At 62.1% G+C, this 23,764-nt stretch carries 19 protein-coding genes and 1 pseudogene; 6 read left to right on the top strand and 14 right to left on the bottom strand.

Going from position 1 to position 23,764, the window contains the following annotated elements; all coding sequences use genetic code 11:
* From TK49_RS04000 to trfA, 4 genes are all read left to right on the top strand, one after another.
* Entirely contained in the window at positions 1–690 is a 690-nt protein-coding gene (locus TK49_RS04000; protein ID WP_045785547.1) for a thioesterase domain-containing protein, read from the top strand.
* A gap of 53 nt (positions 691–743) precedes the next feature.
* Positions 744–1,037: a hypothetical protein gene (locus tag TK49_RS03995; protein ID WP_240479930.1), complete on the top strand. Its 294-nt coding sequence runs from the start codon at positions 744–746 to the stop codon at positions 1,035–1,037.
* Positions 1,038–1,163: 126 nt separating this feature from the next.
* Entirely contained in the window at positions 1,164–1,460 is a 297-nt protein-coding gene (locus tag TK49_RS03990; RefSeq protein WP_045785545.1) for a hypothetical protein, read from the top strand.
* A 1,328-nt stretch (positions 1,461–2,788) separates the two neighbouring features.
* Positions 2,789–3,703: a plasmid replication initiator TrfA gene (trfA, locus tag TK49_RS03985; protein ID WP_052698588.1), complete on the top strand. Its 915-nt coding sequence runs from the start codon at positions 2,789–2,791 to the stop codon at positions 3,701–3,703.
* Positions 3,704–3,751: 48 nt separating this feature from the next.
* Here the strand turns inward: trfA and TK49_RS25205 are convergent, their stop codons facing one another.
* The 9 genes and pseudogenes from TK49_RS25205 to TK49_RS03945 form a co-directional block, all read right to left on the bottom strand.
* Positions 3,752–4,186, bottom strand: coding sequence for an energy transducer TonB family protein (locus tag TK49_RS25205; protein ID WP_082076281.1), 435 nt, complete (start codon positions 4,184–4,186; stop codon positions 3,752–3,754).
* A 141-nt stretch (positions 4,187–4,327) separates the two neighbouring features.
* Positions 4,328–5,128, bottom strand: a complete 801-nt coding sequence (locus tag TK49_RS03980) for a Kelch repeat-containing protein (protein ID WP_045785544.1) — start codon at positions 5,126–5,128, stop codon at positions 4,328–4,330.
* A 212-nt stretch (positions 5,129–5,340) separates the two neighbouring features.
* Positions 5,341–6,138 (bottom strand): IS21-like element helper ATPase IstB, encoded by a 798-nt coding sequence (gene istB, locus TK49_RS03975; RefSeq protein ID WP_024542409.1) that lies wholly within the window; start codon positions 6,136–6,138, stop codon positions 5,341–5,343.
* Entirely contained in the window at positions 6,128–7,630 is a 1,503-nt protein-coding gene (gene istA / locus TK49_RS03970; protein ID WP_024542408.1) for an IS21 family transposase, read from the bottom strand. The genes istB and istA overlap by 11 nt, the downstream gene beginning before the upstream one ends.
* A 108-nt stretch (positions 7,631–7,738) precedes the next feature.
* Positions 7,739–9,013 carry a GGDEF domain-containing protein gene (locus TK49_RS03965; protein WP_082076280.1) on the bottom strand — a complete coding sequence of 425 codons (1,275 nt, stop codon included), beginning with the start codon at positions 9,011–9,013 and terminating at the stop codon, positions 7,739–7,741.
* A gap of 100 nt (positions 9,014–9,113) precedes the next feature.
* A complete protein-coding gene (locus tag TK49_RS03960) occupies positions 9,114–9,548 on the bottom strand; it encodes a VOC family protein (protein ID WP_045785543.1) in 435 nt (144 codons plus the stop codon).
* A 1,210-nt stretch (positions 9,549–10,758) separates the two neighbouring features.
* Positions 10,759–10,881 (bottom strand): annotated as a pseudogene (locus tag TK49_RS25200) (plasmid fertility inhibition factor family protein); the annotation flags it as partial.
* A gap of 10 nt (positions 10,882–10,891) precedes the next feature.
* Positions 10,892–12,025, bottom strand: a complete 1,134-nt coding sequence (locus TK49_RS03950) for a nucleotidyltransferase-like protein (RefSeq protein WP_045785541.1) — start codon at positions 12,023–12,025, stop codon at positions 10,892–10,894.
* A gap of 2 nt (positions 12,026–12,027) precedes the next feature.
* Positions 12,028–12,444: a Cap15 family cyclic dinucleotide receptor domain-containing protein gene (locus TK49_RS03945; RefSeq protein WP_052698587.1), complete on the bottom strand. Its 417-nt coding sequence runs from the start codon at positions 12,442–12,444 to the stop codon at positions 12,028–12,030.
* Positions 12,445–12,600: 156 nt separating this feature from the next.
* On the opposite strand from TK49_RS03945, the gene TK49_RS03940 reads away from it, so the two are divergent.
* Positions 12,601–13,896, top strand: a complete 1,296-nt coding sequence (locus TK49_RS03940; protein WP_045218767.1) for an ISL3 family transposase — start codon at positions 12,601–12,603, stop codon at positions 13,894–13,896.
* Positions 13,897–14,627: 731 nt separating this feature from the next.
* Here TK49_RS03940 and TK49_RS03930 read toward each other — a convergent pair.
* The 4 genes from TK49_RS03930 to ttcA form a co-directional block, all read right to left on the bottom strand.
* The gene (locus tag TK49_RS03930) at positions 14,628–14,891 is read right to left on the bottom strand and encodes a hypothetical protein (RefSeq protein WP_045785539.1); all 264 of its coding nucleotides are present in this window, start codon (positions 14,889–14,891) and stop codon (positions 14,628–14,630) included.
* Between the two features lie 1,318 nt (positions 14,892–16,209).
* Positions 16,210–18,048, bottom strand: coding sequence for a glutamine--fructose-6-phosphate transaminase (isomerizing) (glmS, locus tag TK49_RS03920; protein WP_045785537.1), 1,839 nt, complete (start codon positions 18,046–18,048; stop codon positions 16,210–16,212).
* 131 nt (positions 18,049–18,179) lie between these two features.
* Positions 18,180–19,547: a bifunctional UDP-N-acetylglucosamine diphosphorylase/glucosamine-1-phosphate N-acetyltransferase GlmU gene (gene glmU, locus TK49_RS03915; protein ID WP_045785536.1), complete on the bottom strand. Its 1,368-nt coding sequence runs from the start codon at positions 19,545–19,547 to the stop codon at positions 18,180–18,182.
* 306 nt (positions 19,548–19,853) lie between these two features.
* Positions 19,854–20,789 carry a tRNA 2-thiocytidine(32) synthetase TtcA gene (gene ttcA / locus TK49_RS03910; protein ID WP_045785535.1) on the bottom strand — a complete coding sequence of 312 codons (936 nt, stop codon included), beginning with the start codon at positions 20,787–20,789 and terminating at the stop codon, positions 19,854–19,856.
* A 151-nt stretch (positions 20,790–20,940) separates the two neighbouring features.
* On the opposite strand from ttcA, the gene panE reads away from it, so the two are divergent.
* A complete protein-coding gene (gene panE, locus TK49_RS03905; RefSeq protein WP_045785534.1) occupies positions 20,941–21,894 on the top strand; it encodes a 2-dehydropantoate 2-reductase in 954 nt (317 codons plus the stop codon).
* Between the two features lie 281 nt (positions 21,895–22,175).
* On the opposite strand, the gene TK49_RS03900 is transcribed toward panE, so the two are convergent.
* A complete protein-coding gene (locus TK49_RS03900) occupies positions 22,176–23,759 on the bottom strand; it encodes an efflux transporter outer membrane subunit (RefSeq protein ID WP_045785533.1) in 1,584 nt (527 codons plus the stop codon).
* Between the last annotated feature and the right edge of the window lie 5 nt (positions 23,760–23,764).

Below are 23,764 nucleotides of genomic sequence, written 5' to 3'. Positions count from 1 at the left end.
ATGGCCGAGGTCGTATATTCCGGCTCCCACGAGCTGACCCCTGTTACGGACCGTGAGGCAGTTAGGGTTGTGTTGCTGCGCCCCCGTGGAACGCTGTATTGGGGAGGCGCTGGCCTGGATGGGCCGTACCTGCAGCCACAACTGGCAGCGTTCCGCGACGCCGGCCTCAAATACTGCTTTGCTGGCCTGACCAACTCGGCGACACGCGACTATCCAGGCTTCGTGGGAACCGTTCTGGATGCCATGCGGTCCGGCCTTGACGTCCGGTTTCGTGACGATGGCGAATGGACCATATCAAGCGGTATGGCCGCAGACGCCCCGCAATTTAACCTTGTCGGGTACAGCTATGGCTCGCTACTCGCTGCGCAAACAGCGTGGTCTTACGCACGGAATGGCCACCGGGTGGACCATCTTGTCCTGATTGGCTCCCCCATCGATGGCAGCTTTCTGCGTGATTTGAAGGGGCACAGGCTGATTGGCAAGGTGACCGTAATCAACCTGAACCAGCACGGCGACCCAATTTGTGCTGGTATGACGCAGACAGAGCTGATGGAAGCCGCGCCCTTGCTTGGTAAGCAGTTCATGGGCGGCAAGGGCGAGGGGCACTTCTACTATGCCCACGTGGTTAAGGACAGTCCCCAACGTTGGGCCGCGCTCGCCAAGCTGGTGGCGGCGGAAGGACTGCAATGACTAGAACGCGGGTTGTTCGCTGGGTGGAGGCGCTTACAGGCGTCCTGGTGGCCATGAGCGCGGCCTTTGCCGTGTACGTGCTGCTGTTCGCGCACATTGATTTGGCGGCTGTGCGTACCGGACCGCTGGTGGCAATCGGCGGGCTGGTAATGGTTCTGGGCCTACTGATTGCGCTGGCAGAGCTGCCCCTGGTGGTGTTCGTGCTGTTTCGCCGGCCGGGTTACCGCCTGCGGGTGGCTGCGACGATGGCCATTGGCGTGGTGCTCTTCGTGGCCAGCATCGTGGTTACCGAAAAGTACACGGAAAGTAAGCTGCCACCCAGGCAGACGACCGCAGCGCTGCCCTGAACCCCGCGGGAAGGCGTTTTTCCCGCCGCTCTATGCCAAGGCACGCGCAAAGCTAAGCCAAACGGGGCGCGACGGGTACTTCGATGACGGAGAGGCAATGCCAGACCAGACCTTCACACCAGTGAAATGAGAAACAAGCTGTTGGCCCTGATTGCCGCCGCGCCGGCGCTCCCGTCCATCGTGTACGTGCTGTATCGCGCCGCCTTCGTGCGCGTGAACCATATTGGGCTCACATCGCATTTCCTGGACATCTTCTCCGTCGTGTCCGTGCTCTTGGCACTCACATTCAGGCTCGAACGTAGGTGGCTTTGGACAGTCGTCCTAGTGGCTGCGGCAAACGTACTGCTCGTGGTTTGGGCAATCGAAACGAACGTCCTTGTTGAATATGAGGAGTGGATTCGGCGTGGAATGCCAGAACGGTAGGCCCGCGTGGTGTCACTATCATTCGGCGGTCAGGGGCAAGTGTGCCAGCAAATTGGAGGAGTGAATGGCGTCGACTATTACGGATTTCCCGACAACATCAGAAGAGTCGAAGACGGTGGACCTGGGTGAGGGCGTGACCGGTACCCTGACGTTAGCAGGTCATGCTGGAGAAATACCCATCTACAGCTTATCAATCGACGGCGAAGTAGTGTTTTCGGGAACCGAAGAACAGGTGCAATCCCAGGTAGTGCATTACCGGGCCAATAGGACGATTGGACCTGGTCCACGCTACATACAGAAGGAGCGTCGAAGCTCGAAGCCGTCTGGCACCAAGAGGACCTTCGAATGGGTTCTTGTGGACGAGTAGCGCAGCCTTCTCGAGACTGCCCCTATTCCACCAGATGGACTCCCAAAGCGGCAGCCAGTGGCAATGACCTAGCGAGCGTGAAGCTATCCCATCCGCCTCGGCTGGCTCAACCCACGCTCCCGGCACCGTCGCAGGTACTTAAGCGGTTACGGGTGGGATGCATGGACGGCAAAGCTCAGACTGCGAATTAGGCGGGCGGTGAGCGAGTGCGAGCGACGCGAAGCAATCCGCCCGTCCTGGCTGCCCAATCCATTGCTCCATTGAGAGTAGGTCCTGCGCTCGGCGCTCATAGGTGCGGGCCTCAGCGGCCGCGAGCGCAGCGAGCTGCTCCATGCCCGAGAGGCACTATATAAATGAACTAAATATGTATTGCCGCCGGTTTTTTCTCAAAAAGGCGGGTTAATTTAAGGCGGTTCTCCACTCACGCTTAGCCACAAGTCCCCAAAAAATAGCCACAAGTCCCCAGCAACCCGCGAACGCCCCTCCGTTCGCGCGCTGCTATAAGTTCGGAGAACGTCGAGGGCAGCCGCGGCGCTCGATACACAGCTGCGCGGCTCGCGGGCTCTGTGACGTTGGAAAAGGGCCTCGGAAGTCCCGTAGGCGGGGCACTAAGCGAATGCGGGCCGGCGCAGTGCCAGTCCTGGCTGCCCAATCCGTTGCTCCATGGAGAGTAGGTCTTGCGCTCCGCGCTCATAGCGTGGGAGCTTCAACGACGGCGAGCGCAGCGAGCTAATCCACACCCGCGTGGCACTATATAAATGAACTAAATATGTATTGCAGCCGAGCTTTTTGCGAAATGTTCCTTTAGAAGGTGCCTGATTTCCCTTGACGCGTAGCCACAAGTCCCCAAAAAATAGCCACAAGTCCCCAGCGAACACCCTCTCCCGGACCGGAATCCACGTGCCAGCCGTGGGCGCTGACCTTTCGTATGCCTGGCCCCAGTAACCCAACAGCAGCGCAAATGGCTATTGCCAAGGCAGAGAGCGAACCTACGTGGCCTCAGTTGCCACTTCCCTACGGGCCCGGGGACAACCTCATCGTCGCCCACACCTTCGTGCGCAGTGGCATCTTCAGCACCCAGCTCTACCGGCGGCATGCTGAACGCCCGGTCTACCTGCGCAAGACGGCGCTAGCTACAACGGAAACAAGCGACATCCGAGTTTTCCAGACCCGAGGCCCCCGCCTGGACCAAGGAGATGCAGACGTGTTCTACGAGTTGCTCCGGCGAGTATTCGACCGCGGGCGGGAATCCGACCGTGAGGAGTGGATTCGACTGAACCGAAGCGAGCTGCTCGATGCATTGGGTCGTGGTCGCGGCGGGAAGACGCGGAGGCTGCTGGACGAGTCGCTCGACCGCCTGTGCCGCGCCGAATTCGATTTTGTTGTTCCGGGGCTTCTTGCTGGGAGGCTCCGGCTGATTCGAAAAATGCGTCGACCAGACGGCGATGACGCCACGGATTGCGACTACGAAGTGCTGTTGGACAGCGACATTGCGCGGCTTTTCGAATGCGGGCAGTGGACGTTACTCCGGCAGGCCGAGCGCTGCCAGTTGGCTGGCAGCCCATTGGCCAGAGGGCTACACGCATTGTACGCATCGCTCAGCGAGCCCTACCCTATGAAGGCCTCCACATTGAAGAACCTGATGGGTCGGGAGTCGATGCAGGAAAGCAAATGGCGCCTAGCGCTCCAGACCGCACTCGATGCAGTGAAGCGAGCTACAGGGTGGACTACCTGCGAGTTGCAGGCAACCAGCACGGGCGGCTGGAAGGTTGTCGTGGTGAAGGGGACGGCAGCGAGGATGCGAAAGCGAAGTTCCGATGCCAAGCGGACCAAGCCCCATGCGGCCGATAACGACGAGCCCGTCGATGACATCTAACCCCGGTCGATGGACGCGATGGGCTCACAGCGACACACGTGGTGGCCGCTATTGTTGCTGTATCGCAGACGCTCCCGCAGACCCCACGGGGCGCGAAGGTTTCCCCTCGAACCGATAAGGTTTGTTTGCCACAACAGGTACCGCTTTACCGGTTTGAGACGGAATGTAAGGGTCGCATTTGATGCTGGTGGCGGCCTTCAAGGCAGCGGCATCGACTGTGGGGTTTCCTGACGATTGCGATACCTGGGCGTTCTCTACCGTCCCGGAAGTGCCGAACGTGACTCGCACGACGACATATCCGTCGGCGCCCGGATAGTCGACGGGAGGCTCTGTGCACGTGATGGAACCGAAACTGTAGGTCGTCGAGCTTGAGAGCTGTTTCAGCCGCTCCAGATGTTGGATGGCACCGTCAGGAGCTCCGTGCACGGAGCTCGCGAGAACTGTAGCTGCTAGGGCGAGCCCGAAGTTCAATCTGGATTCCATTGTGGGTATCCGCGCCGGTCACTATTCGATTGGTCGGTCTGCAATCGTTGGAGTTCAGAGTGCTAAGTGCGAACTGCGCGACCGTAGCGGGCCACTAATCCATCATGGACTTGATGGCCCGCCATGTCGCCGAGACCCGTATTACGGAGCGGAGGTCACCAACGTTCGCATCGATGTGCCCGTGCCATTTGCAAAATAGAGCGCGCCATTCAGCACGGCCATTCCAGGAACTCGATTTGACGTCATGATGAAGGGCTCGAAGTTCCAGGTTTTCAGGTCTGCAGTGGACACCACACTGAAGTCTTGGGTGGCATAGAGCCGGCCGTTAGCGACTCCGCATTGCGGACCGACGACGCCCGCAAAGAACGGGCTGTTGGCCGGCGCAACCTGCTGGCGCTGCCACGATATGCCGTCGGGAGACGTCCACACGTCAACATACGCGTTATTCGGACCGTAACCGCCCGCCACGACCAGTTTGCCTTGGAACGCAACGGCGCAAACGTCGGCCCGCCCGCTGAAGGGCGTGCCGAGATTCGTCCACGTTGCCCCGTCATCCGTGGATTGCCAGACATCACCCAAATAAGTGCCCGTCGATGAAATGCCGCCGATGGCGTACAGCGCACCGTTGAGCTTGACCAATGCATGGTGCTTACGAGCCGGAAAGCCGCTAGCCGTGCGCTGCGTCCACGTTATCCCGTCAAACTTCCAAACGCCGCCAGGGAATGCTCCCGCAGTGGTCACCCCTGCAGAGTAATAGAGCGCCGACCCATCTGACGTGGTCGAGAAGCCGCGTGTAAATGGCTGTGGTCCGGCGACGCTCTGGATGCCCCAGGTTTTTCCGGCGTCAGCGGAAACATACGTGTCCATCGTGTGCGAATAGAAGCCCGCAGTCAGAGACACAAGCTGGCTTCCGACTGCATCAAGCCGGAAGTCATCTGTCATGGGCAGATTCGAGTTTGCGGTTTTCCATGCGGCAACGGAAAACAGGCTCGGGTCGGCGACATCTACGGCGATGCCGTTCGAAACGGAGCCTGCGAAGCCATCCAGCGTGAGCCTAATCTGATACGAATAAATGCCTGTCTGTGTTGGCGCGCAGCTAAATTTGACCCACGGTTTTCATCTAAATTTGACCCACCCCGAGACGGCGTAAAGCGTTACTGCGGTGTGGATAACTCTTCGTTTTCTGCCTCCCTTGAGCCCTTTCGACGGGCTGGCCTAGCCTTCGCCGAGCTGGTCTTGAAGCGCCACGACTCGTTGCCGGTTTCAACGATGTGGCAGTGATGCGTGAGGCGGTCGAGCAGCGCCGTGGTCATCTTGGCATCGCCGAACACGCTGGCCCACTCCCCGAAGCTCAGGTTGGTCGTGATCACCACGCTGGTGCGTTCGTACAGCTTCGAGAGCAGGTGGAACAGTAGCGCGCCGGCGGTCTGGCTGAACGGAAGGTAGCCCAGTTCGTCGAGGATCACCAGATCGACATGCATAAGCCGGTGCGCGAGCTGTCCGTGCTTGCCGGCAGCTTTTTCCAACTCCAGTGTGTTGGCCAGTTCGACCGTCGAGAAGTAGCGCACGCGCCTGCCGTGACGCTGGATGGCCTCGATGCCGATGGCGGTTGCCAGATGCGTCTTGCCGGTGCCCGGCCCGCCGATGAGCACGACGTTGTGTGCGCTGTCGAGGAACTTCATCTGGTACAGATCCCGGATCAGCCCTTCGTCGACACGGGCCTGCGCGAAGTCGAAGCCCTTCAGGTCGCGGTGCGCCGGGAACCGGGCGACGGCCATCTGGTAGGCAATCGAGCGAACCTCGCGTTCAGCACCTTCGGCCATCAGCAATTGCTCCATGAAGCGCTCGGGATCGAACTCGGTATGTCGGGACTGCGCGTACAGTTCAGTCCAGCCGCTGGCCATGCCGTGCAGCTTGAGTGCCTTGAGGCGGGCAACGATCTCATTGGACATGCTGGTTCTCCGGTGCGCGCAGACGTTCATAGCGGTTCACATCCGCGACAGGTTCTTCGGTCAGGCTGAGCGTGGTGGCGGCCACGATCCGGTGCTGCGCCGGCGCTTTCAGCCGGCTCAGCACGTTGAGCACGTGATCACTGCTGGGCCGCCCTGAGTCGAGCGCGGCTTGCACCGCCACCAGCACGGCATCCAGGCCGTGTTCGCGAACGGCGGACAGCACCTGCGTCATCACACGGTCGCCACCGGCGTGCTTGAGTAGATGCCCCTGAAGCTCCTGGAGAGGCTGCGGCATCGTGGCAAACGGCGCACCGTTGCGAAGCGCGCCTGGCTTGCGCTCGACCAGCGTGATGTAGTGCTGCCAGTCGTAGAACGTCAGGTACCGCTCGAAGCTGCGTTCGTGACGAGCTATCTCGCGACCGTCGGCAACGACGCTCAGCAGCGCCGGATAGCACCGCACGCTCACGAGCTGGTTCACGAACTCGGTCGGCACGCTGTAGCGGTTGCGCTGGAAGTGGATCAGTCCCGTCGAGGACACCCGCAGGAACTGCTCGACGTAGCCGTCGAACGGGCGCGGGTTCGGCATCAGCCGGGGGCGTTCGTCCTGCAGCACATCCTCGACCATCAACTCGGGCCACTGCGGATGTGGTGCCCGCCATGCCTGCCGACACTGGTCGGCCACCCAGTCGTTCAACGCCGCCAGGGAAGCCCAGCGCCGTTGGGCCGCTTCGTGCCAGATCTGCCTGCGCCGGTCCTGCACGTTCTTCTCGACGATGCCTTTCTCCCAGCCCGAGGCCCGGTTGCAGAACTCCGGCTCGAACAGGTAGTGGCCGCACATCGCCTCGAAGCGGGCGTTGACCGTGCGCTCCTTGCCACGGCCAACCTTGTCCACCGCCGTCTTCATGTTGTCGTAGATGCCTCGGCGTGGCACACCGCCAAACGCGGCAAACGCCTTGGCGTGCGCGTCGAACAACATCTCGTGGCTTTGCGTGGGATAGGCGACCAGCCAGAACGCGCGGCTGGCGTTCAGCTTCACATGGGCGACTTCAAGACGTCGGCGCAGCCCGCCGACGAAGACATACTCGCAGCTCCAGTCGAACTGGAACGCTTCACCTGGCTCGAAGGCCAGCGGCACGAACGCTTTGCGTCGGGGAGCCTGGGCTTGTTGCTCTCGCCAGCGCCGAGCGAACTCGCTCACCCGCGTGTAGCTTCCGCTGTAGCCCTGTGCCCGGATCGCTTCAAACATGAAGCGCGCCGTGCGGCGCTCACGCTTCGGACGATGGCTGTCGGTGCGCAGCCATTCCTCAAGCTGCCCCGCCCATTCGTCCACCACGCTCGGACTGACCCGCTTCGGGTACTTCGGCTCCGTCGCTTCTGGCTCTCGCAGCCACGACCGCACCGTGTTCCGGGACAACCCCGTTCGCCGTGCAATTTCCCGCAACGGCACCTTCTCGCGGAAATACATCCGCCTGATCTTGGCCAACATGCCCACCGTGATCACCTCCGTATCCCCTGCTCAAAAAATGAGCAGAACATTCAATCACGTGGGTCAAATTTCGATGCAAATCACCCCGCCAGGTGGGTCAATTCTGCTCGCGCGTTAACAGGCCAGGCCACCCCCGCCATCCAGAGGTGACACTTCGACTGCCTGTCGAATGCGCTCCCCAATGGAGTACGCCAACTGGGCAGGCACGTCAGGTAGGAGCACCATGAACTCTTCGCCCCCGACGCGAGCGATGCCATCGTACGGCCGGATGGCTTCAAGGCATTTGCGGGTGAAATGCTGCAGCACTTTGTCTCCCGCTTGGTGCCCGTGCGTGTCGTTGACGACCTTGAAATGGTCGATGTCCAATGCCAACACCGAGAATGAGACGCCATATCGCTTTGACCGTGCAATCTCGGCTTCAATTCGGTTGAGCAGTTCACGGCGATTGGCGATGCCGGTCAGGGGGTCTGTGGCTGCAAGCTGCTCCAGCTTGGTATGCGCTGCTTGCAACTGGTGTAGCGCTTCCTCTGTGCGCACCTTCGCTTCAGCGAGGCGGGCCATCAATTCTTCCTGGCTATAGATGGTCGAGAAAGAGTGGGTTGTCTGAAAAGCCCGGACGACGCCGTAGCTCAGCAGGAAGAAGCCGGTTGCGAAGATGGCATGGGCCAGCCACCACAAGTGGTTCCATGGCTTCGCAATGAGGAATGCCAGCGAGGACAACGCAAAGGATGTCACCGAGATGCCATAGATGGTCATGAGCGGGGAGCGAATACGGCGCACCACCAGTGCAATGACATTGAGCGTGGAAAAGGCGAGCGCACCACCCTCCATGGACGCACGCAGCCAGACGCTGCTGGCGAATGGTGTGTGGGCTACGATGCCAACGGCCAAATCGACAGCGAGGAACAACGTGACCCACGCGGCCCACATGCGTGCGTTGTTTCGGAAATCAGGAGACTCAGCGCTGCTGTCGTACGACAACTGCGCAATGAACAGGAAGATGGCCATGGCCAGCCGGGAAGCGGGCCCATACAGAAGAAACAACCAAATATTGTGATGCGCCATGCTGGTGAAGGCGCCGTGCCAGGCGTAAATCGCCGAGAAGCCGAGGAAACCCAGCGTCAGCCATCTCAGCAGCGGCTCCCCAGACGCCTTGTAGCAGCGCCAGCACACATAGGTGACGAACCCGCCTTCCAATGTCGCAACGGCGATAGCGACTTCATGGAAGGGGTGGTTTTCGAACAGGAGCTTAGGGTCCTGGAAGTAATAGAGATAGGTGATGAGGACCGCAGGAATCAGAGCGAACCCCGCCAGCAGGCAGCGGGAGTAAAGCGACGTCACTTGCTCAATTCCAAGGACCGGCTGTCGGACAACGGCTTCAGCGCTCATTGTTAACGGCGAACCCGCTGCTCCCACCGTTCAATTGCTCAGCGGATTAAGGCATCGCAGTGCTTAGATGCAACATGGCGCAAGAGAAGAAGATGTCCCTTTAGCCGAGTTGTTCAGCGAGTCCGACGATGATGCCTTCAGGTCCACGAATATAGGCGAGTCGGTAAGATTTCTCATACTCCATCCGGCCAATGAGCTCGGCGCCATGTGCCTGCATTCGCGCAACCACTTCATCGATGTCATCGACGGCGAACATGATGCGACGAAAACCCATGGCGTTCACTGGTGCGTTCACGGGCCCAAATCTGACCGGACTTGGCGTATGAAATTTGTCCAGTTCAATGCCCTGTCCATCTGGAGTCCGCAGCATCGCGAGGGTGGCACGAACGTCCTGAAGCCCTATGAGGCTTCCGATAGAAGGCCCTTCAACAGTGGTCTCGCCCTCAAACTCGAGACCCAACTCGATAAAGAACGCCTTCACCGCTTCCAAGTCATCCACAACTACCAGGACGTTATCCATTCGCTTGACTGCCATATCAGTCGCTCCCTCAACGCTGTCAGGTAAGTGGGCTACGGCACCCGGAATGATTCTACCCAGGCAGCGCGCAAGCCAGATGGAAGCGTTGAAATGGATTCGCAAAAAAATCACCCTGCTAGCTCGACGGACCGGCTAGAGGGTGATGAGTGGTGTTGGGGGACGAGAAAGCCCCCGCGCTCAGTATCAGCCGGGGCGTCCTGTTTATTCCACTAGCCATATGAACGACGGCTTGCGCCTTGACCTTAAAACCTTTGTGCGAGAGCGCCACATCGCTGCCCAACCCAGCCGCCTGCAAATCCATGACCCCCACGCCTGACATGGCAAGCACCGAGCCGGGTGAAAAAATGCGAAAGACATGCGGCATGGGCGTTCAAAACGCCTATCAATTGGAGAGGCACATGCAGGGCGGGTCTTCGGCGGAAGTGCGCGCAACAGCGTCCTAGACATTGTCATGTTGGCCTCCTAGGCTCAGCGGGTGAACCCGGAGCGCACCAGAGCACACGTTCACGACTACCCGTCCTTAGCGCCGATGTCATGAAGAACATGAACTTCACCGTGAAAGTCCGGAGCGGAACCATTGAGGTCCGGATAATGGCTCGCCGAGACAACAGATGGGATGCAGAGTATCGCTTCATTCGCCCTCTCGGCGAACCGACAGACTGGCGTCGCGCGGCACCCCCTGAAGGCTTTGTTGGGCCCGGCATCGCACTAAGCGCCGCCATAATGGCCGGGCGATTATTCGCCGACAAACTTGCCGTGGACGAGAGTCCCACCGTCTAGCCTGGTTAGCAGGGTCGCCGACGGCCACTACGGGAAACCTAAAGATGCTGGGTCAGCATGGGGCTTGGCGCTGGGCCTTTGCATGATGGTCACCGGCGGCGCGCTCTGGTATTGGATGAGCTCCGACCAACTTGATGAACTCCTCGCCGCTGCCACACTGTTACTTGGTGTGGGCCTAGTCATATACGCAAGCCTGGCAATTCATCGCGAGAGACACCGACAAGGATAAAGCGACCACCGGTGTTGGCTCCGGTTCTGGGCACTTGCTATTCCGACGAGTCCTCGCCGGGTGCCAATATCGGCTACGCGCGAGGCGTCAATAGCTGGTCGTCAAGGTATCACGCTGCGACCACGCGATTGCGACTTTCATGCTTCGCCTGATACAGGCGGGCGGAGACAACGGTCGAGACTGCGGTCATCGTCGTGTTCAGGGCCCGCAATACCGTTCAAGAAGGGCCGCCTCAGTCTCGTGTACCTCCACGGGCAGGCTGGTGGCGCCCGCGAACGCAAGGTAGCGAGCACGGTGCTGCCCGTTGCGGAAAGTGACAACATGCCTCACCTCAGCCTGGAATGTATGCCTTACGCAGCGCTTCATTGATTTGCTGTGCCGGGATGACCCCTTGCCCAAGGAGCGACAACTGCTCGCGGGTAACCTTCAAGGAGAGGTCATCCAGTTCGAGCGAAAGCAGAGTGAGGGCTTCCAGCTTTTCCTCTGTGTCAAACACGATTCGCGAACCGTCGGGCACAAACAGCTTCTTGGCTTCAGCATGATTACGGGCCAAGTAGTCCAGGAAGCGCGTCGCCTCAGCCAAAATGGCCAGCTCGTTGGCAACCCCGACAGTCAGCGCGCGCTGGTCGGCATGCCACAGCATCGACGCAATGTCGAAGCTGGACAGACCAATCTTCGTCCCTTCCTCAGCCGCGTCTGCTTTGACGTTCTTGCACAGTCGGATGGCTTTCTTCAAACCGCCAAGACATTCGCGGTCCCGCATGGTGATACGGTGAATATGCCGAAACGGCATGTTGCTCACCCGGACCAAAGAATGCTTATCGAGAATCTGCACCCCACGGTCGACCTCCAATCCAGTCGCCTGGTAGTCTGCCGTATCGAACCAATTCGATGGGACAACGTCCACGTCACGACGCAGAGAGCCGCCCGACAGATTGATTGCCTTCGCGCCCGTGGTGTCAACCGTCGCCGCGTAGTATGCATCGGTCAGAATTTGCTCACAGTGCGTTCGAAGGCCGTGGAGCGCGTCCAAGGTATTGTAGGAAACGGGGTTCCGATACTCACCGCGCTTCGCCTTCGGCCCATCAACTTCGTAGCGAATGTAGCGTCCTTCCAGCACCAGCAGGTCGACATCACTGGCTCCACGAATGTGAATGTCACATGGAACAGAGCCCTGAAGACGGAATTCGACATCGATACCGAGCTTCGCAAGGCCCGACTCAAGCTGCTTCCCGACCCTCGTCGCCTCCTCAATGCCAATTCGCGTGTATTCAGGGTCGACTGCCTGCATTGAGCCAAGGGCGTACTTCGTGAACTCCTTGTTCGCGCCGCGGACCTGATACGACTCCTGGGCCAAGCTCTTGGCCAGAACCTGGTCGGCCGCGTCAAACGTCATCCCACGACGGTCTGTGCCTCGCCGACGAGCTTCAAGGGATTTGAGGCGCTGCTGAATGTCACGTGCCATATTCAGTTCTTCCGTGTTAGCTTCATGTTGCCGAACGTGAATCTGCCATGGCCATTAAAATATTCGCCGTCAGCAGATTGCAAGTCGGGAGCAAATGTAAACTCGGCCGACCCTCGATGGGCCGTCAGTTCCGCTTCGCCGATTTTGGGTTCGTTCTTGTAGTTGTAAAGAAGCCTGAATCCGTCGGCCTGGTCATAAACCAGCGCAGCTGCAATGCTGTTAGAGGCGGATTGCGCTGTTTTGAGCCGCACGCGAAGCTTGTCCCAGCTTTGGACAATCGTAACCTCACCCTCCCACTTGTAGCCCAGAGTCTTGTCGGGGTTGATGGTTTGCCCATCACAGTGCCATTTCCCCGCCAGATTCGGCACTTTCAAGAGGGTGGCGATGACGCCAAGCTTCCAAACGTGCTTGTCGAACAACCAATAGAGCCCGGCATAAATGGGTCCTTCGTCATTTCGTGTGGAACACAACACTCACAATGACTCCTGGTCGTCGAGCCCGGTGGGCATGTGTGCAGGCCGCTGGTCGGCCTGTGCACATGTCCACCGGGCGGGTTTGAGCAGGAGGATGAGTCCATGGGCATTGCCGTAGAAGCTCTGTTCACCAGCGCGCTGGGCTTGCAGCCGCCGTGGGTCGTCGATGACGTCAGGCTCGACACCGCCAAGCGGCGTATCGACTTCGAGATCGGCTGCCACACCAGCAGGATCGCCTGCCCGGCATGCGGTGCGGCCACGCAACCGGTGCACGACCGGCTGCGCCGATCCTGGCGGCACCTGGACTTCTTCCAGTTCGAGGCCTGGCTGCACTGCGACGTGCCGCGCGTGGCCTGCGGTGCCTGCGGCAAGACCACGCAGGTGGCCGTGCCCTGGGCGCGTCCGGGCTCGGGCTTCACCGCGGCGTTCGAAGCGCTGGCGCTGACCTTGTGCCTGGACCTGCCGGTGCGCCAGGCCGCCGAGTTGCTGCGCTGCAAGGACAAGCGGCTGTGGCGGCGCATCGAGTTCTACGTCGAGCAGGCGCGTGCGCTGGAAGACTTCTCCGGCGTGCGCACGGTGGGCATCGACGAGACCAGCCTGCGGCGCGGGCAGCACTACATCACCGTCGTGCACGACCTGGATCGCAAGCGGCTGCTGTTCGCCACCGAGGGGCGCGAGCACCGCACGGTGGTGGAGTTCGCCGAGGATCTGAAGGCCCATGGCGGCGATCCCGCCCAGGTGCGGCACGTGTGCATGGACATGAGCGCGGCCTACGCCAAGGGCGTGGCGCTGGCGCTGCCCGAGGCGCAGATCAGCTACGACCGCTTTCACGTCGTCTCGATGGCCATCGAGGCGATGGACCAGGTGCGCCGCGCGGAGATGGCCACCGACGCGCAGGCGGTGCGAGCCGCGCTGGGCACTGGCCAGCGTAAGACGCTCAGGCAGCTGCTGTGGGGCATGCGGCGCAACCCCAGCAGCTGGAGCGCCCGCCAGATCCAGGCGATGCACTGGCTGCAGCGCTCGACGCTCAAAAGCGCGCGGGCGTGGCGGCTGAAGATGGCGCTGCGCGAGGTGTACGCGCGGGCCACAGCGCACAACAGCATCGAACAGGCCGCATCCGACCTCAGGGCCTGGCTGAGCTGGGCGCGGCGCTGTCGGCTCGAGCCGTTCAAGAAGCTGGCCGCCACGCTCAAGGAGCGGTTCGACGCGGTGGTGCGCGGCATGGTCGATCACCGCAGCAACGCCTTCGTCGAGGCGATGAACGGGCTGCTGCAGCAGGCCAAGCGCGCCGCGCGCGGCTTCAGGACGAGCCAGAACTTCATCGCCATCGCCTACCTGCGCATGTCCAAGCTCAAGCACCTGCCGGCCAGCCCGTTCGCGCCGGCGATGCCCCAGTGACAGTGTTGCTTTCCACACGAAACGACATGGAGCCCATAAATGAGGCTTGCCGTGACAGGCCACAAGACCAGACCAGGTACATGGCCAGCAAAACCAAGACGCTTAGCGACGTCGACCACCCACAGAACGAAGACGCCAATACCCGAAGCTGCCACCGCGGAAACCATACTCAAATAGCGCCCGATGACGGCACGGTTCAGGCCGCCAAGGACGGAATACTCATGTTCCAAAACGAAATGCCCCCCAAGTGATTCTTTTTTTGAGCAGCTATCGCCGGCCAAAACAGTGGCCGCAAATAGCAAAACGATGATGATATAGCGCCTGGATTATGTGGCTCACTATATTTGGCCACCTCCCCACGTTAGGGGTAATCGCGATTAGAAAGGCGAAAATGATTCGAATCTGCCGGCCGAAATCGACATGGAGGATTCGCTTTCCGGTGTTCACAGACACACTGGCCGCCGCTTCCCATGGAGAGGCCATGGCCGGCCTGGCCCAGCGAAGCCAATGGATACACCCCAAGGGTTCTTGCCGAGAATGGGCGCTTCCGGTGCAGAAGGGGCTGCCGTACCCCGCAGGAGGTGCGGGGGCAGTTACGGGGCCAGAAAGACAAAATCCGCCACAAGGGCGGATTCTGCATTGACAAGGTGTTGCATCAGTAGGGCTTGAAACTGCGCCGTCGCGGTGGCCGTTACTGTCCGGGACCCACCACCATCATGTTTCCAGTATAGCTACTTTGAGGGCAATGAGCAACACGGTAGCTCGTCGTTTACGACGAGGATAGAGATTAGGTTGCCAACCAAATCGACCATCACTTCGCTGCCAGCCGGCGCGCCGGAGAGCAGCTTCCAGTCAACGACACTCCAATCGACGCGCACGCTGACGTTTTTCGATATAAAAAGCGTAACCTTGTTGAGATTAAACACTGCGCGCGATTTGGCATCCATCCATAGCCGCGCATTAATATTAAACAGAATTTCCTTATAATTCCTCATGCGCCATTCCTTGCGATAGCGCGAGTAAGTCAACCTGCAGCAATGAATTCGCCGGTTCCCGAACTTCTCGCTTATGAAGCCCGCCCCACCACCTTCACTCGAAGGCAGCCTACTTGTCAGCTTGGTGAGTGGGCAGCCAGATGGGTCGCGCCAGGTTAGCCAAGCATGCGATACATCACTTGCAGGGCCTCTAGTTTGAGTATGTGCGCACAGCCTTCGTGGCAATCGCCATCGGCGCACGGGCTACTGCCGGTCACAGCGCTCCATCGTGAGTCCTTCATGCACGCCCAGGCGGTCCTGGCCGACGACTGTCCGCCCCCACCGCCGAGTGTTGCGGGCGCGTGGAAGGCACGTTGCAGACGTTGTCGGAGCACGTCTTGCAACAAAGTAGCTCCATGGCGGCGCTCCTTGCTCCGTGTTTGACGTGGGTCAGCCTCGTCAGCTCCGGGTCGACGTACCGTCGACCCCATAAAAGACGACCATTCAATTGGAAAAAAGGGGAGCGTCATGCTTGAGCAACAACCCGATGAGGTGATTTTTGCTGCGCTTTGGGAGTTGGAGGCGTCAGTGGCTACGGCTCTCCCGAGAGGCGCGCTAGTCAGCGCGGCCGGTGCCATCTGCGGCGGTTATGACGTAGCTGCAAAGTGGAGCATGTCGACAAAGCGTGGCAATCGACAAGAGTGCACGCTGGCCGTGCATTTCAGTCTGACCGAGACCAAAGCGTATTGCAGATTGCACCATCCCAAGCGGGAAGAGATTTGTAGGCAGGTGAGCGAATGGGTGTGCGCACAGTTGGAATTGCACGCTGGGGAGCTACACGCAGACACAGGCTACGACTTGAGGCTTACGGCGCCGACCCCTATCTTTTTCGATGCGAATGACAGTATCCACGTGAATCGGGACGACCGAGCCCACGATTTTTCGCTCTATCGTGGGGCACCGCGACCACCATTGGTCTAAGCGAAAGTTCGTCCTAACATCGTGCCACTCCAGGCAGTGTGAGACTTCAGGCGTCGACGGAAATCGTATTCGGCGATATATACATCACCATGCGCCAGAGTGAAGTGTGCGGCGGAGGTTGGGAGGCGCGTCGGGATGCGCTGGGAGCGCGCTTGAGCGCCTGAGATGGGTGCTGCAGCGAAGAAGAACAGACGCAAACCCGGACGTGTGCAACGGCAACGCGGCGTTTCAAATAGTTGTTGCGCCGCCCGCAAGCCCAGTCCTCACAGGGGATGCCAGGCAACGGCGCAACAACTTCGGAAATGCGGCGCAGCAACTGTTTCAAATCGCTACAAGACGGCACAGCACGCGATACGGCCTATTCCACCGTAACGGATTTCGCCAGATTGCGCGGCTTGTCCACATCGGTGCCGCGCGCCAGCGCGGTGTGATACGCCAGCAGCTGCAGCGGCACCACGTGCAGGATGGGCGAGAGCTGGCCGTAGTGCTCCGGCATGCGGATCACCTGGATACCGTCGCTCGACTGGATATGCGTATCGGCATCGGCAAACACGTACAGCTTGCCGCCGCGCGCGCGCACTTCCTGGATGTTCGACTTGAGCTTTTCCAGCAGCGCGTCGTTCGGGGCGACGGTCACGACAGGCATCTGCTCGGTCACCAGGGCCAGCGGGCCGTGTTTGAGTTCGCCGGCCGGGTAGGCCTCTGCGTGGATGTACGAAATTTCCTTGAGCTTGAGCGCACCTTCCAGGGCGATCGGGTAATGCAGACCGCGGCCGAGGAACAGTGCGTTTTCGCGGCGGGCAAACTCTTCCGACCAGGCGATGATCTGCGGCTCGAGCGCCAGCACCGCGTTCAGCGCCGACGGCAGGTGGCGCAGGTGGCGCAGCGCATCTTCTTCCTGCTCGGTATTCAGATGACCGCGCAGCTTGGCGAACGTCAGCGCCAGCATGTACAGCGCGGCCAGCTGCGTGGTGAACGCCTTGGTGGACGCCACGCCGATCTCGGTGCCGGCGCGCGTGAGGAACGTGAGCTGCGTCTCTCGCACCATGGCGCTGGTCGCCACGTTGCAGATGGCGAGCGTGTGCATGTGGCCCAGTTCGCGTGCGTGGCGCAGTGCGGCCAGCGTGTCGGCGGTTTCGCCCGATTGCGAGATCACGACGACGAGCGCGTTCGGGTTGGGCACGGTCTCGCGGTAACGGTATTCGCTGGCCACCTCGACCTGTGTCGGGATCTTGGCGATCGATTCGAGCCAGTACTTGGCCGTGCAGCCGGAGTAGTAGCTCGTGCCACAGGCCAGGATCAGCACGCTGTCGACCTTGGGCAGCACCTGGGCCGCCTCGGGGCCGAACAGGTCGGGGCCGAAGCCTTGCACGCCTTCGAGCGTGTCGCCCAGGGCGCGCGGCTGCTCGAAGATTTCCTTCTGCATGAAGTGGCGGAACGGGCCGAGCTCCACGGCGGCGGCGTACGTGCCGACTTCCTTCACTTCGCGCTCGACGATGTTGTCCTGCGCATCGGCCACGGTGAAGCCGTCGCGGGTGATCTCCACCACGTCGCCTTCTTCGAGGTACGCCATGCGGCTGGCGGAGCCGGCCACGGCCAGCGCATCCGAGGCGAGGAACGCTTCGTTCTCGCCGATGGCCACCACCAGCGGCGAGCCGGCGCGCGCGCCCACCACCACGTCGGGGTTGTCGCGCGCGAACACGGCAATCGCATAGGCACCGTGCAGGCGCTTGACCGTGGCGCGCACCGAGGCGAACAGGTCGCCGCGCGTGGCGCTGCTCGGGTACGTGTAGGCCTGGTGGATCAGGTGGGCGACGACCTCGGTATCCGTCTGCGATTCAAACCCGTAGCCGGCGGCCTTGAGCTCGTCGCGCAGCACTTCATAGTTCTCGATGATGCCGTTGTGCACCAGGGCGATGGTGTCGCCCGAGAAGTGCGGGTGCGCGTTGACGGTATCCGGCCGGCCATGCGTGGCCCAGCGCGTGTGCGCAATGCCGATGGTGCCATCGAGGTGGCTCGACTGCGCCTGCGCGTCGAGATCTGCCACGCGCGAGACGGTGCGCGCACGCTCGAGCTGGCCGTCACGCTGCACGGCGACGCCGCAGGAGTCGTAGCCGCGGTATTCCAGGCGGCGCAGGCCTTCGATCAGGACGGGAACGATATTGCGCGTGGAAACCGCGCCAACGATACCGCACATGTTGATTTCTCCGGTTGGGGTGCGGCGCCGCTGTCAATGTGCGCCGCACTCGGTATTTCAGTATCGATGCTCGTGTGCCGCAGCGGCATCCGCTGTTCGGCGCAGGAGAAAACCTGTCAAAGCTTGCCGTGTCAGGCCTGCTTCTTCTGCTTGACGGGGCGCTGCCAGTTCTCGATGGTGGTCTGGCGCGCACGCGAGACCGTCAGCTTGCCCTCAGGCGCGTCCTTGGTCAGTGTGGTGCCGGCGCCCAGGGTGGCGCCCTTGCCAACGCGCACCGGCGCCACGAGCTGCGTGTCGGAACCGATGAAGGCGTCGTCCTCGATGATGGTGCGGAACTTGTTGGCGCCGTCGTAGTTGCAGGTGATGGTGCCGGCGCCGATGTTCACGCGCGAGCCGACCGTCGCATCGCCCACATAGGCGAGGTGGTTGGCCTTGCTGTGCGCCGCCACCTGGCTGTTCTTCACCTCGACGAAGTTGCCGATATGCACGTCTTCGGCCAGCTCGGTGCCGGGGCGCAGGCGCGCGTACGGCCCGATGCGCGAATCGGCACCGACCTTGGCCTGTTCGATATGGCAGAACGGCAGGATCTCTGCGCCGGCCTCGATGACGGCATCGCGGATCACCGCATTGGCGCCGATGTGCACGCCATCGCCCAGCGTGACGTTGCCTTCAAAGATGCAGTTGACGTCGATCACCACGTCGCGGCCGCACGTGAGCTTGCCGCGCACGTCGATGCGCGCCGGGTCGACCAGCGTCACGCCATCTTCGAGCAGCTGCTGCGCGAGGTTGCGCTGGTGAATGCGCTCCAGCTCCGCCAGCTGCACCTTGCTGTTCACGCCGAGCGTTTCCCACTCGGCCAGCGGATGGGCGGACGTGATGGGCACGCCTTCGCTGGCGGCGCGCTCGATCACGTCGGTCAGGTAGTACTCGCCCTGCGCGTTGTCATTGGACAGCGTGGACAGCCACGCCTTCAGCTTGGCCGTCGGGCACACCAGGATGCCGGTGTTGACCTCGTGGATGGCGAGTTGCGTTTCGTTGGCGTCCTTCTGCTCGACGATGCGCGTGATGCGGCCGGCGGCGTCGCGCACGATGCGGCCGTAGCCGGTCGGGTCGTGCAGGTGCACGGTCAGCACGCCCAGGTGGTTGTGACCGGCCGCGTCGACGAGAGCGTGCAGCGTTTCGGCACGGGTCAGCGGCACGTCGCCGTAGAGCACGAGGGTGGGCACGCTTTCGTCAAGCTGGTCCAGCGACTGCATGACGGCGTGGCCGGTGCCCAGTTGCTTGTCTTGCGTGGCGAAGGCGATGTCGGGCGCGCCCACCATCTCGCGCACGCGGTCGCCGCCGTGGCCGACCACCACCACCAGCCGCGTCGGCGACATGGTGCGTGCGGTATCGATGACGTGCGCCAGCAGCGGTTTGCCGGCCAGGGGGTGCAGCACTTTGGGCAGGGCGGAGCGCATGCGCTTGCCCATGCCTGCAGCCAGGATGACGATATTCACAAGGAGATTCCTAGAGTGACTCGAAGCGATAGCCGCGACGGGAATCGGCATGCAACCCAGCACCGGAAACCCATCGCCCGCCACCTCCCCTCACGATGGCCGGGCCGCCTGCAAACCCTTCTGCGGGGCGCTTTTGCGGCGTATAAGACACAGATGGAAAAATTCTAGCATGGGGGCCACCCTCCCCCAGAACCGGTCAAACGGTGGAATTGTTGCAGTTACGCCATTGCCGGGCTGGTTAGCCCGGCGGCTGGTCGTGCGGACGGGCGACACCTTCCGGCGGCACCGGGTGGCGGCTGCGGCCCGTCAGCCGGCGGCGGCTTCGCTCTTGACGGTGGCGTCGCCAGGCTTGCGCTCGAAGCGCACGAACTCGATGCGGTCGTCATGCGAGCCCGCAAACACCAGCGGCGCCTGGTCGTAGGCGGTCTGGCCGAAGAGCGCGTCTTCGCCGATCTTCGCCAGGCCCGTGGTCAGGCCGTTGAAGTCAAACAGTTTGGTATCGGCCAGGTGCGACGGCACCACGTTCTGCAGCGCAGAAAAGATGTTGTCGATGCGGCCCGGCGTCTGACGCTCCCACTCCAGCAGCATTTCCTTGACCTTCTTGCGCTGCAGGTTTTCCTGCGAGCCGCACAGGTTGCACGGGATGATGGGGAATTCCATCGCGCGGGCATAGGAAGCGATGTCCTTTTCCGCGCAATAGGCGAGCGGCCGGATGACGATGTGGTCGCCGTTGTCGGTGGCCAGCTTGGGCGGCATCGACTTCATCTTGCCGCCGAAGAACATGTTCAGGAAGAACGTGTTCACGATGTCGTCGCGGTGATGGCCCAGCGCGATCTTGTTGGCGCCCAGCTCCTTGGCCGTGCGGTAGATCACGCCGCGGCGCAGGCGCGAGCACAGCGAGCACGTGGTCTTGCCCTCGGGAACCTTCTCCTTGACGATCGAATACGTGTCCGCCTCGACGATCACATATTCCACGCCCAGCTTCTTCAGGTACGTGGGCAGCACGTCTTCCGGAAAGCCGGGCTGCTTCTGGTCGAGATTCATGGCGATGAGCTTGAAGTCGATCGGCGCGCGCTTCTGCAACGCCATCAGGATCGACAGCATCGTGTACGAATCCTTGCCGCCGGACAGGCACACGAGGATGGTGTCGCCGTCTTCGATCATCTTGAAGTCGCCGATGGCGCGGCCGACCTGCGACTGCAAGCGGGTTTCGAGGCGGTGGAAATTGTTGGAGAACGTCATGGCATATCGACCCCGCCAGCGCTGAACAATGGCCGGACGGGCGTCAAATCGTGAGGAAAATCAGTATTTTAGCGCGCGCGGAGCGCCCCCTGCAGGGTCGCGTGAACAGGCCTAGAATCGTTTGCCTACCCTTAGCCTGACGGAGACAACGATGCGGATTCTGGTTCTTGGCGCCGGCGGTACCGGCGGCTATTTCGGCGGGCGGCTCGCCCAGGCCGGTGCGGATGTGACGTTTCTCGTGCGCCCCGCGCGCGCGGAGCGGTTGCGCCAGCACGGGCTGGTGATCCGCAGCCCGCAGGGCGACGCGCAGTTGCCCGTGCAGCTCATCACGGCGGACCAGGCGCCCGCCTGGGGCCATGCCGATCTCGTGCTGCTGAGCTGCAAGGCCTATGACCTGGACGACGCCATCACGGCCATTCGCCCGGTGGTGGGCGAGCGCACGGTGGTGCTGCCGGTGCTCAACGGGCTGGCGCATCTGGAACGCCTGGATGCCGCGTTCGGCGAATCGCGCGTGCTGGGCGGGCTGTGCCATATCAGCGCGACGACCGCGCCGGACGGTGCCGTGCTGCATCTGAGCATCGGGCAAGGCCCGGCCGTGCACTCGCTCACCTTTGGCGAGCGCACGCCGCATGCGCCGCGCGAGCGCACCGAGGCCATCCGCGATGTGTTCGCCACGGCCAACTTTGATTCCGTGCTGGCCGAAAACGTCATGCAGGACATGTGGGAGAAGTTTGTCTTCCTCACGTCGCTGGCGTCGATGACGTGCCTGATGCGGGCGACCGTCGGCGAGATCGTCGCGACCGACGAAGGGCGTACGCTGAATGAAGCGATGTTTGCGGCGTGCGAGCAGGTTGCGGCGGCATCGGGTTATCCGATCCGGCAGGCGGCCCGCGAACGTGGGCTGCAGGTGCTGACGCAGGCGGGGTCGCCGTTGACGGCGTCGATGCTGCGCGATCTGGAGAGGGGGACCCGCGTGGAGGCGGATCACATCGTGGGGGATATGTTGCGGCGAGGGCGGACGCTGGGGACGGATGTTTCACTGCTGCGGGTGGCGTTTGCGCATTTGCAGGCTTATCAGCAGCGGGTGTTACGGGCGGCGGGCTGACTGTTTGCTTTTTTTCGCTTTCGGTTCGCCCTTGTTTCACCCCCTTCCGGGGGCGACTCACTTTCTTTGTCTTGCCAAAGAAAGCAAGCAAAGAAAGGCGCGCCAGAGATGGCGACTTCGCCTTGAATTTGTGTCGCGGGGAGGGGAAGGAGCCAAACTCGCTGCGCTCAGACAAGGGCCGTTCCTTTTTCCTCCCCGCAACAGAAATTCAAGGCGCCATCTAGGGCAGGAACATCAACGGCCAAACCGGCAGGGTTCGAGCGTGGGCGCCACGATCTTCTTTACTGCCAGCCGCCGCCGAGGGCTTGCATCAGGGCGGCGGAATCGAGCAGGCGGTCGGCGCGGCTTTGTAGCTGTTGCAGAGCAAGCTGATCGCGCTGACGTTGCGCATCGAGCAGCGCGAGCGTGCTGATGCCGCCCGCGGCATGGCGGGCCTCGGCGGTGCGCAGCGTCTGTTCGGCTTGCTCGGTGGCGGATGCGCGGGCCTGCAAGGTTTGCGCGTCGTTGTGGACGGCGTGCAGCGCGTCGGCGACTTCCTGCAGGCCTTGCAGAACGGTCTGCTTGTAGGCGGCGCCGGCGGCGTCGTAGGCGGCTTCGGCTTCGCGCTGTCTTGCGCGCAGGGTGCCGCCGTGGAAGATCGGCTGGGTCAGCCCCGCGCCGAGATTCCAGATGCTCGATCCGGCGCCGAGCAGGCTGCGAAAGCGCGTGGTTTCCGAGCCAAGACCTGCGGACAGCGTGATGCGCGGGAAGAGATTCGCGGTGGCCACGCCCACGTTGGCGCTGGCTTCGTGCCACATCGCCTCGGCCGCGCGGATGTCGGGGCGGCGCTGGGCGAGCGTGGATGGCAGCGACACCGGCAGCGGGTCAGGCAGATGCAGCGCGTCGAGCGTCGGCAGGTCGGGCAAGCCCGCGCCGGGCTCGCGACCCAGCAGGACCGACAGGCGGTGCCGCTGCTGCGCCGCCTGCTGCATGAGCGGCGGCAGCGTGGCTTCCGTCTGCGCAACCAGCGTGCGCTGCGACAACACATCGACCCGCGCGACACCGCCCAGGCCCAGACGCCGCTCGGTGATGTCGAGCTGCTTGCGCTGCTCGGCGAGCAGTGTCTGCGTGGTGGCGATCTGCGCGTCGAGCGCCGCGATGCGCACCGCCGCCGTCAGGACATTGCCGGCCAGCGACAGGCGCGCCGCTTCCATCTGATAGCGCTGCGTGTCCACCTGCGCGCGCGACGCCTCCAGCGCCCGGCGCACGCCGCCGAACATATCCAGCGCATACGACACCGACAGCGACGCCGAATACAACGTGAACGGCCCCGGCTTGGGCGTGTTGAACCCGAACGCCTCGGGATTCACCTGCTGCCGCATCGCAGACACGGAGCCATCGACCGACGGCCACGCATAACCGAACTGCGCCTGCGCCTCGGCCTGCGCCTGGCGCAAGCGCGCCTCCGCCTGCGCGACGGATGGGCTCGCGCGCAACGCCTCGTCCACCAGCGCATCCAGCGCCGGCGATCGGAACAGGTGCCACCAATCCGCTGGCACATTGGCATCGACCAGATGCTGCGCTTCGCCGCCAACAACGGGCGCGGATGCGGTTTCGCGCGAAACAGGTTGCGCGGAATAGCCGGTAGCCGCAGGCCCAGCGGACGCTTTGAAATCGGGACCGACGGCACAGCCGCTCACAGCCAGCGCGGCAATCAACACCGCCCCAGCCGCCCGCTCGCACCCGTTCAACGCTCGCCGCAACGCCAACAGGTGCCCACCGACGGTTTGGCCGTACCGAGACAAAGAAAGCAAGTCGGCACCGGCTGCGGACGAAACAAGCAATGCACCACCAGCGTCAGCACGTCGAATCCACAGCGTCCACATAGCCA

The sequence above is a fragment of the Ralstonia mannitolilytica genome, from assembly GCF_000954135.1.
Taxonomy (GTDB): Bacteria; Pseudomonadota; Gammaproteobacteria; order Burkholderiales; family Burkholderiaceae; genus Ralstonia; species Ralstonia mannitolilytica.
The sequence above is the reverse complement of the archived record's forward strand: the minus strand, read 5'-3'. Positions and strand labels throughout refer to the sequence as shown.

Bases quoted from the DNA above. Each gene is read 5' to 3' on its own strand.
- TK49_RS04000 (WP_045785547.1), top strand. From the start codon at position 1: ATGGCCGAGGTCGTATATTCCGGCTCCCACGAGCTGACCCCTGTTACG.
- TK49_RS03995 (WP_240479930.1), top strand. From the start codon at position 744: ATGAGCGCGGCCTTTGCCGTGTACGTGCTGCTGTTCGCGCACATTGAT.
- TK49_RS03990 (WP_045785545.1), top strand. From the start codon at position 1,164: ATGAGAAACAAGCTGTTGGCCCTGATTGCCGCCGCGCCGGCGCTCCCG.
- trfA (WP_052698588.1), top strand. From the start codon at position 2,789: ATGGCTATTGCCAAGGCAGAGAGCGAACCTACGTGGCCTCAGTTGCCA.
- TK49_RS25205 (WP_082076281.1), bottom strand. From the start codon at position 4,186: ATGGAATCCAGATTGAACTTCGGGCTCGCCCTAGCAGCTACAGTTCTC.
- TK49_RS03980 (WP_045785544.1), bottom strand. From the start codon at position 5,128: ATGACAGATGACTTCCGGCTTGATGCAGTCGGAAGCCAGCTTGTGTCT.
- istB (WP_024542409.1), bottom strand. From the start codon at position 6,138: ATGTCCAATGAGATCGTTGCCCGCCTCAAGGCACTCAAGCTGCACGGC.
- TK49_RS03965 (WP_082076280.1), bottom strand. From the start codon at position 9,013: ATGAGCGCTGAAGCCGTTGTCCGACAGCCGGTCCTTGGAATTGAGCAA.
- TK49_RS03960 (WP_045785543.1), bottom strand. From the start codon at position 9,548: ATGGCAGTCAAGCGAATGGATAACGTCCTGGTAGTTGTGGATGACTTG.
- TK49_RS03950 (WP_045785541.1), bottom strand. From the start codon at position 12,025: ATGGCACGTGACATTCAGCAGCGCCTCAAATCCCTTGAAGCTCGTCGG.
- TK49_RS03940 (WP_045218767.1), top strand. From the start codon at position 12,601: ATGGGCATTGCCGTAGAAGCTCTGTTCACCAGCGCGCTGGGCTTGCAG.
- TK49_RS03930 (WP_045785539.1), bottom strand. From the start codon at position 14,891: ATGAGGAATTATAAGGAAATTCTGTTTAATATTAATGCGCGGCTATGG.
- glmS (WP_045785537.1), bottom strand. From the start codon at position 18,048: ATGTGCGGTATCGTTGGCGCGGTTTCCACGCGCAATATCGTTCCCGTC.
- ttcA (WP_045785535.1), bottom strand. From the start codon at position 20,789: ATGACGTTCTCCAACAATTTCCACCGCCTCGAAACCCGCTTGCAGTCG.
- panE (WP_045785534.1), top strand. From the start codon at position 20,941: ATGCGGATTCTGGTTCTTGGCGCCGGCGGTACCGGCGGCTATTTCGGC.
- TK49_RS03900 (WP_045785533.1), bottom strand. From the start codon at position 23,759: ATGTGGACGCTGTGGATTCGACGTGCTGACGCTGGTGGTGCATTGCTT.